Source organism: Limnohabitans sp., assembly GCF_044361985.1.
Classification (GTDB): Bacteria; Pseudomonadota; Gammaproteobacteria; order Burkholderiales; family Burkholderiaceae_C; genus Limnohabitans_A.
Genome location: NZ_JBIKHV010000092.1, coordinates 1 through 8,138 on the forward strand (window position 1 = coordinate 1; position 8,138 = coordinate 8,138).

8 protein-coding genes, 1 tRNA gene and 1 pseudogene are annotated in these 8,138 nt (G+C 54.1%); 7 read left to right on the forward strand and 3 right to left on the reverse strand.

The features are described 5' to 3' along the window. Window positions 1-140: 140 nt before the first annotated feature. Both ACIQ3A_RS12335 and ACIQ3A_RS12340 read left to right on the forward strand, forming a co-directional pair. Window positions 141-725, forward strand: coding sequence for a hypothetical protein (locus ACIQ3A_RS12335; protein ID WP_396432032.1), 585 nt, complete (start codon window positions 141-143; stop codon window positions 723-725). Window positions 726-739: 14 nt separating this feature from the next. Then, window positions 740-2,479 carry a thiamine pyrophosphate-binding protein gene (locus tag ACIQ3A_RS12340; protein WP_396432033.1) on the forward strand — a complete coding sequence of 580 codons (1,740 nt, stop codon included), beginning with the start codon at window positions 740-742 and terminating at the stop codon, window positions 2,477-2,479. Here the strand turns inward: ACIQ3A_RS12340 and ACIQ3A_RS12345 are convergent. Next, on the reverse strand, window positions 2,476-2,613 hold the full coding sequence (locus ACIQ3A_RS12345; protein WP_396432040.1) for a hypothetical protein: 138 nt from the start codon (window positions 2,611-2,613) through the stop codon (window positions 2,476-2,478). The genes ACIQ3A_RS12340 and ACIQ3A_RS12345 overlap by 4 nt on opposite strands. Before the next feature lie 40 nt (window positions 2,614-2,653). On the opposite strand from ACIQ3A_RS12345, the gene ACIQ3A_RS12350 reads away from it, so the two are divergent. The 5 genes from ACIQ3A_RS12350 to ACIQ3A_RS12370 are packed head-to-tail and all read left to right on the forward strand — an operon-like array spanning window position 2,654 to window position 7,216. Then, on the forward strand, window positions 2,654-3,424 hold the full coding sequence (locus ACIQ3A_RS12350) for a tripartite tricarboxylate transporter substrate binding protein (RefSeq protein WP_396432039.1): 771 nt from the start codon (window positions 2,654-2,656) through the stop codon (window positions 3,422-3,424). 31 nt (window positions 3,425-3,455) lie between these two features. Next, a complete protein-coding gene (locus tag ACIQ3A_RS12355; protein ID WP_396432034.1) occupies window positions 3,456-4,427 on the forward strand; it encodes a Bug family tripartite tricarboxylate transporter substrate binding protein in 972 nt (323 codons plus the stop codon). After that, complete coding sequence (locus tag ACIQ3A_RS12360) at window positions 4,424-4,885, forward strand: tripartite tricarboxylate transporter TctB family protein (protein ID WP_396432036.1); 462 nt, start codon at window positions 4,424-4,426, stop codon at window positions 4,883-4,885. The genes ACIQ3A_RS12355 and ACIQ3A_RS12360 overlap by 4 nt, the downstream gene beginning before the upstream one ends. A gap of 1 nt (window position 4,886) precedes the next feature. Then, a complete protein-coding gene (locus ACIQ3A_RS12365; protein WP_396432037.1) occupies window positions 4,887-6,395 on the forward strand; it encodes a tripartite tricarboxylate transporter permease in 1,509 nt (502 codons plus the stop codon). Between the two features lie 17 nt (window positions 6,396-6,412). Then, entirely contained in the window at window positions 6,413-7,216 is an 804-nt protein-coding gene (locus tag ACIQ3A_RS12370) for a 2-oxo-hepta-3-ene-1,7-dioic acid hydratase (protein WP_396432038.1), read from the forward strand. Window positions 7,217-7,456: 240 nt separating this feature from the next. Here ACIQ3A_RS12370 and ACIQ3A_RS12375 read toward each other — a convergent pair. Together ACIQ3A_RS12375 and ACIQ3A_RS12380 are read right to left on the reverse strand one after the other, a co-directional pair. Next, window positions 7,457-7,531, reverse strand: a tRNA-Arg gene (locus tag ACIQ3A_RS12375). An 88-nt stretch (window positions 7,532-7,619) separates the two neighbouring features. Next, window positions 7,620-8,138: pseudogene (locus ACIQ3A_RS12380) on the reverse strand (hypothetical protein); the annotation flags it as partial.

Below are 8,138 nucleotides of genomic sequence, written 5' to 3' on the forward strand. Positions count from 1 at the left end.
GACCTGAAGCAAGACCCCGGTCAAATGATCAATCATTTTGAGGATGCTGAATGGCAGGATGTGCGTGCCCAAATGCATGCATTGCTGTTGTCGCGACCTGGCACCATCCGTGCAGACTTGGCCGAACCGGTAGGCATCGCATGACAACGCGTTCGGGCTCTTTCGACCATCGTACAAAGCACTTTTGGCTGGTGCTATCGATGGCGATGCCGCCTTTAGTGACCAAGGCTGAATGCGCCGCCACAGCGCCTGCTTTGGACCTACTCGAAGCCATGATCCAGTCCGAAATGACCGCACGCGAGGCCCTAGTCACCATGCGTCGCCATGCGCAGGACTGGAGAAACCTGTTGCTTCGAGGCAGTGATGCCCAAATGAGGCAAACCATGCAAAGTCGATTTGACAGCCAAGCAGCGAGCTATGTCATGCAGCTAGGTAATCTGCGCAAGCAATTGCATGTGCTGGGTGAGAGCCCTCGTCGACTGGACATCCTGGACCAAGAGAAGATCCAACTGTTTGGCAAATACCGACAGGCACTGGCTACTCACGGCGTGAATACGCTGGAGGCATCTTTTCAAGCCGATCGTTCAGTTCAAGTGGCAGACATCAAAACACTTTGCACGCTGGAGGAAACGATTGAAGTTCGGGCAACGAACCATCGCGGACAGTTTCAAACAGTGCGGAAGTTGCTAAAAAAATGTCCAACGTCCTCAGCACCTTCTTCTTAAAAAATAAGCAAGACATGAACCACCCATCTGAAATAACAGGCGCCACATTGTTGATTGACGCATTGGCTGCGCAAGGCGTTGACACGGTTTTTTGTGTTCCTGGAGAAAGCTACTTGGCAGCGATGGATGCCCTGTATGACTACCGAGATCAAATTAAGTTGGTTGTATGCCGGCATGAAGGCTCCGCCACATTCATGGCTGAAGCGCATGCCAAAGCGACTGGACGTCCTGGCATTTGCTTTGTCACCCGCGCACCCGGCGCAACGCAGGCCTCTATCGGTTTGCACACGGCCCATCAAGACTCGACGCCCTTGATTCTTTTTGTGGGCCAAGTGGGCCTTGACTTCATGGGGCGCGAAGCCTTTCAAGAGGTCGACTACCGTCAGATGTTTCAGCCCGTGGCGAAGTGGGTGGCCGAAATTTCCGATCCAGCGCGGGTGCCTGAAATGGTCAACCGAGCCTTTCATGAAGCTTTGTCTGGCCGCCGGGGTCCTGTTGTCCTGGCGCTGCCCGAAAATGTCTTGAGCGGTGAAGTCGGTGAAACGGTGCGAATCGCCAAACCGGCCAATCCGCCCCAAGTCGCGCCCAGTGCCCAAGACTTGGGAAAACTGCTGGCCCTGCTCGGACAGGCACAAAGACCCTTGGTGATTTTGGGAGGTAGCGGCTGGAACTCAAAAGCCGTTGAAGACATGGGCGCATTTTTGCGGCAAGCAGGATTGCCCGTTGTTTGCTCGTTTCGCAGGCAAGACCTCTTTGACAACAGCGATGAGCAATATGTCGGCGTATTGGGACTGGGGGCCGACCCCGCTTTGCACAATGCGGTCAAAACCTCTGATCTTCTTGTGTTGCTGGGCGCGCGCATGGGAGAAGTGCCCAGCTTTGGCTACACCCTGATTGATTCGCCGCAACCGCAGCAACTGTTGGTGCATGCCATGCCTTGCGCGAGGGAGCTTGGGCGCGTGTACCGGCCAGACCTGGCCATGCTGTCCACCATGCCTGAACTCGCGCATGCGCTTGCACAACTGCCCTTGCCCCCGAATTTAAAAACCCGTTGGAAGCCATGGGTGCAGGTCTTGCGCCAAGGCTTCGAGTCTTTCAGCACACCCAAGCTTTCGACACAGCACCCTGCATCAACCGATCAAGGCATGGTGGACATGGGTGCGATATGGAAAGTCTTGAGCAAAGATCTTCCTGATGACGTGATCATCACCAATGGGGCCGGTAATTACACCGCTTGGGCTCATCGCTTTCATCGCTACAAAACCTTTGGCAGCCAACTGGCACCCACCAGTGGCGCCATGGGGTACGGCCTGCCAGCGGCCATTGGCGGCCAACTTGCGCATCCTCAGCGGCCCGTGCTGTGCCTGGCTGGTGATGGTTGTTTCATGATGAGCTCCCATGAAATGGCCACCGCGGTGAAATTAAAACTCCCCATCGTCACCGTGGTTTTTGATAACCAGATGTACGGCACGATTCGGATGCATCAAGAAAAGTGGTTCCCTGAAAGGGTCTACGGCACCGCCTTGGACAACCCAGACTTTGTGGCGCTAGGCCGTGCCTACGGCGCCCATGCGCAAGCGGTTCACAGTGCTGAAGAGTTGGTGGCGGCCATCTTGGTTGGATTTAAAGCAGACGGCCCCACCCTGCTGCATGTCCGCACGGACCCCGAACAGATCAGTCCAGGCGGGTCTATCACTTCGATTCGCGAAAAAGCAAAACCGACCACCACGGCGCGACAAGCGCTGGCCCCTTAAACCCTTTCAGAAAGATTGACTGTGTCCCCATCGACATCCTCATCCTCCACCGAATCCACTTCGGACGCATCTGCAATCACCATCGTGGTTCCTTTTCCACCAGGCGGCATTGATCTCATTTTGTCGTTGTTCATAGAGGGTCTGAGTCAGCGGTTGGGACAAGCTGTTCATTTGGTGAACCACCCGGGAGGAACTGGCGCCCACGGCACGCTCGAAGTTGCCAAGGCCAAACCCGACGGGCTCACGCTGTTGTTTGCTTCTCAAGGCCCGCTCGTTTACCAGCCACAACTCAATGCGGTTGGCTACAGCGCCCTGCATTCATTTGTCCCGGTCTGCCGCGTTACATCGACGCCCAGCGTCTTGATGGCATCGGGCAAGAGTGGTTTCAACAACATGGAACAGGTCGTGGCCGCGGCCCTTCATGCGCCCGGGTCCATTTCTTATTCAACACCGGGCGTCGGTGGCCTTCCACATATTGGAATGGCTGCGTTCGCTCAAGTCATGGGCGTAGAAATGACGCACAAGCCCATGGCCGGTGCCGCTGCCGCCATCAAGGCCCTTAAAGAGGGTGAAGCCGAACTGATTGCCGAACAACTTCCAACCGCTATTGCGTTGGCCAGCGAAGGCGCGAGGATCATCGGCGTGTTTGCTCAGACCCGGCTGAGTCAATTGCCTCAAGTTCCGACCCTGATTGAACAAGGCTGCAATCTCTGCTTTCAATCATGGAATGCGCTGATGGCGCCTGCGAACACTCCCACGGCGACATTGCAACGCTTGAGCGAAGCTTGCTTGGCCGCCTTGGTGGATGCAACGCCCGCCATGAATCAAAAAATGGGCATCGACCCGGCCTATCTCGGCTCTGCACAAACGGCAACTTTCATTGCCACTGAGCTCGATCGCGCCCATGAACTCGCTCGCCTGAGCGGACTGATCACCGGTAAGTAAGTCTGAAATTTCAACACCACTTGGAGACATCATGAAGAAAAGAATCATGCTTTTAGGTTTGGCCGCCATCTCGATGGCTGGTCATTGGGGCTCGACAGCACTTGCACAGTCTTTCCCCAACAAACCAATCACACTGGTCGTTCCCTACCCAGCCGGTGGTGGCGCGGACATCATTGCCCGCATGCTCGCAGAGTCAATGAAATCAACGTTAGGTCAGTCTGTGACAGTCACCAACCGACCTGGAGGCCAAGGCACCATCGGCACCGCTGAAGTTCTGCGCATGCCGGCCGATGGTTACAACATTGTTTTAAGCGCCGCTGCCACATTGACGGTTCAGCCGCACCGCCAGGACTTGCCCTACAACACCCCAGATGACTACGAACCCATCATCAAAGCATCCAATTTGCCGATGGTGTTGGCCGTGCTGTCCAACTCCAACCTCAAAAGTGGCAAGCAGGCTTTGGAATTTGCCCGTACCAATCCAGGAAAACTCCGTGTCGGCACCCCTGGCAATGGCTCCATTGGCCATTTGATTGTGGCCAGCGTGAACACCAAAGCAAAAATCAAATTGGGTCACGTGCCTTATGCCAGCGGTGCGGAATCGATCCCCTCCATGCTGGGAGGACACATTGAAGCCGTGGTCGCTCATCCTTCAGAGTTGCTTCCCCACGTCAAGGCCAAAACGGTCACCGTTTTGGCAGTCTTTGAGGATCAACGCAACCCCAACTTCCCTGATGCGCCGACCATGCGTGAGCTAGGCTACGACGTTGCCATGGGGGTCTACTATCCGATTGTGGCGCCCAAGGGCATGCCTGCAGACGTCAAAGCAAAACTGTTCAAGGCCGCAAAAGATGCGATGGAAAGCCCCTCTTTCAGCGCACAGGCCAAAGAGCGCGGCTACAACCTGGAAATCAAAGACCCAGAAACATTGCGCAAAGAACTTTGGGCTGCTTACCGTGAAAACGGCCAGTTGGTCAACGAACTGGGCATGGGCAAAAAATGAATTCGCGCCTATCGGGTCTGATGTGTACGCTGTTCTTCGTCCTTTTAGGCGGGGGCCAGATGTATCTGGCGCCTCGCCTGGCAGGAGGGCTGGGATTGAATGCGGCCGAACCCGGGCCGGGTTTGTTTCCCATGATGACCGGTGCGCTGATGTTCTTTTCCGCAGCGACACTTTTGATTCAAATGTTGCCCAAAGTCCAGGCTGAAGAAGCCACAGAATATCGCTCGCCGCGTGACATCATTTTATTGGTCGCCGCCATTGCCTTGTACATCTTTCTGCTCCCGCGGGCTGGCTTTTTTATCGCTGCTTTTTTGCTTTTGCTGAGCGCTTTGACAATTTTCGACATGCCCAATTTGTGGCGTCGCCTGCTCACTGCAGCATTGGCCACAGTAATTTCCTATGGGGTATTCACGCTCGGCTTGAGCGTCAACATGCCCAACCCAACTTGGTTCAACTGATATGAATGCCTTTGAAGGACTGGCCTTTGGTTTTTCTATTGCGCTGCAAGGTCAGAATCTGCTCGCTTGTTTTGTGGGCGTGCTGATTGGAACCGTCGTTGGGGTTCTGCCAGGGATCGGCCCCATTGGTGCCATGGCACTTCTGCTGCCCGTCACTTACAGCATGACGCCTGCAGGCGCATTAATCATGCTGGCAGGTATTTACTATGGCTCCATGTATGGAGGTTCGACGACATCAATCTTGCTCAAGGTGCCTGGCGAAGTCTCCTCTGTCATCACTACCATTGAAGGCTATGAAATGGCGCGAAAGGGTCGCGCCGGAGCAGCCTTGTTTGTCGCGGCGGTAGGCTCTTTTGTTGCCGGATCCATCGGCATTTTGGGCTTGGCATTCTTGGCACCCGTGCTGGCCTCATCGGCCCTGCGCTTTGGCCCCCCCGAGTTCTTTGCGCTCTGCATTCTTGGGCTTTTGGTACTGTCCCGAATCACAGGCTCGTCACTGGTTCGCGCCGCTGTCATGGTCGCCCTGGGCCTGGGCTTGAGCACCGTGGGCATGGAACCGATGTCGGGTGTTTCGCGCTTTACCTTTGGATCGCTTGAACTGGCACAGGGCCTTGAATTGGTACCGATTGCGATTGGTCTTTTTGGCATTTCAGAACTGCTGTCTTCTGCTCACGACAAGTTAAATGCCGAAAAGCCACTGAAGGTCAAGTTCAAAGAATTACTGCCCACCAAGCTGGAGTGGAATCGCGCGCAATGGCCTATTGTTCGGGGCTCCGTATTGGGATTTTTGTTTGGACTTATTCCAGGTCCAACGGCCATCATCGCGACCTTCAGCTCTTATGCTCTTGAAAGAAAATTATCCAAGCATCCCGAAGAGTTCGGACACGGCGCTATTGAGGGTGTTGCAGGTCCGGAGAGCGCCAACAACGGGGCTGCGCAAGGTGCGTTCATTCCATTGTTGGCCTTGGGCATCCCCTTTGCGCCCGCTTCAGCCATGTTGCTCACGGCCTTGTTGATTCATGGCGCCAAAACAGGCCCGATGCTGATGGTCGAAAGCCCTGAGATTTTCTGGGGTGTCACCTCAAGCATGTACGTTGGCAACATCATGCTGTTGTTGCTGAACCTACCCATGATTGGTGTTTTTGTCGCTTTGTTGCGGCTACCCATGTATTTGATTTCAAGCTTGGTCGCTTTGCTGTGCGTGGTGGGGACTTACGCCATTTCTAACAGCATTCTGGACTTATGGGTGCTACTGATCAGTGGCGTAGCCGGGTATGTATTGCGACAGCTCAAATTTGAGCCGGTGATTCTTTTGATGGCGCTTGCACTGGGGCCCATCCTGGAGCGCTCCTTGTTGCAATCCCTTTACCTCACACAAGGTAACTTGGAAGAGATCATGGAAAGGCCCATTTCGGGAACGATGCTGACCTTGGCTTTGCTTGTTCTCGTCTACCCCTTGCTTCGAAAATTGCCTGCTCAGATTCAAAAATTCAGGTCACTCAAAGCCTAAAGAAACATCAATTCCAAATGTTGAATCCATCCCTCATCCACGATCTGGCGCAACAACTTCAAACAGCCCGCGCAACCAGAACGCAATTGCGTCAGCTTTCCAAAGCGCACCCTGAAGCGACCTTGGCTTCGGCGTATGCCATCCAGAACGCCTGGTTGCAGCTTGAATTGAACCAAGGCCATTCAGTGAAGGGGCGAAAAATTGGACTGACTTCCAAGGCACTTCAGCAAACCTTCAAGGCCACTGAGCCCACGCATGCGCCACTCATGGATGACATGTTCTTTTCTGATGGCGCCGAATTGCCCACCCATCGGTTCATTGGCCCGCGCATTGAATCCGAACTTGCCTTTGTGCTTCATAAACCATTAAAAGGACCCAACATCACTTTGTTCGATGCCTTGGATGCCATCGCTTACGTTACCCCAGCCATAGAAATCATTGATTCCCGGATGGAGTTGATTGACCCGCTAACAAAAGTTGCGCGCAGTGTCATCGATCAAGCGGCAGACTTCGCGGGTTGTGCAGGCATAGTGATCGGCGGCCGCCCCATGCGTCCCGATGCATTCGACATCAGCCGCGTGGGCGCCATTGTGTACAAAAATGGCGCCATTGAAGATACGGGCGTCTCTGCAGCCGTCATGAATCATCCTGTCAATGCCGTGGTTTGGTTGGCGAACAAACTGGCTGAAAGCGGTGAACACTTGCAAGCCGGTGAGTTGATCTTGGCGGGTGCTTTTACGCGTCCTATTCCTGCAGCTTTAGGTGATAGCTTTCACATTGACTTTGGCGCCCTGGGGTGTATTGGTTTTAATTGGGCCTAAGGATGAGGGTTTGCCCGCCTGTGTGTTTAGTGGGCTTGCCGGTGAACTTCAAATTCTTACGCCAGTGTCGTTCGGCGCTATTTCGATCTTCATCCCTATTTTTACAGGTATATGGTTTTGGGGTGTTTAGAGATGCCGCTGCTGGATGCCGTAAAAGTTAACGGTATGTGATGCTACTTTACGAGATGGCTTGTGGCATGCGGGTTTTGAGGCATCTTGAGACGTTGGGTAATGATCGGCTGGTGCCCCCGACAGGAATCGAACCTGTATCACTCCCTTAGGAGGGGAGAGTTCTGTCCATTGAACTACGGTGGCAGTGAGGGCATTTTACAGGCCACAGAATCGGACTTGTTCCCTCCATGGCCCTTTGGATATCGGGCTTGGTTTGGGCGTCAGTCAGGCTTTATTTGCTGAGCAATCGCATGGCATCTTCCAGTCCTTTGAGCGTCAGCGGGTACATGCGGTTGCTCATGAGTTGCTGCACGATCGAGATGCTTTGGCGGTACTGCCAGACACCTTGAGGCTCGGGATTGATCCAGGCAAATTTTGGGAAGGTGTGCGTCAGGCGCTGCAACCATTCCGCACCGGCTTCTTCGTTGTTGTATTCGACGCTGCCGCCTTTTTGCAAAATTTCATAAGGGCTCATGGTGGCGTCCCCGATGAAAATCAGCTTGTAGTCCTTGTTGTATTTGCGCAGGATGTCCCAGGTCGGGAACTTCTCTGCGTAACGGCGTTTGTTGTTCTTCCACATGAAGTCATAAACGCAGTTGTGAAAGTAATAAAAATCCAGTTGCTTGAATTCGGTTTTGACGGCAGAGAACATCTCTTCCACCCGTGTGATGTGCTCGTCCATGGTGCCGCCCACATCCATCAGCAGCAGCACCTTCACATTGTTGTGCCGCTCCGGCCGCATTTTGATGTC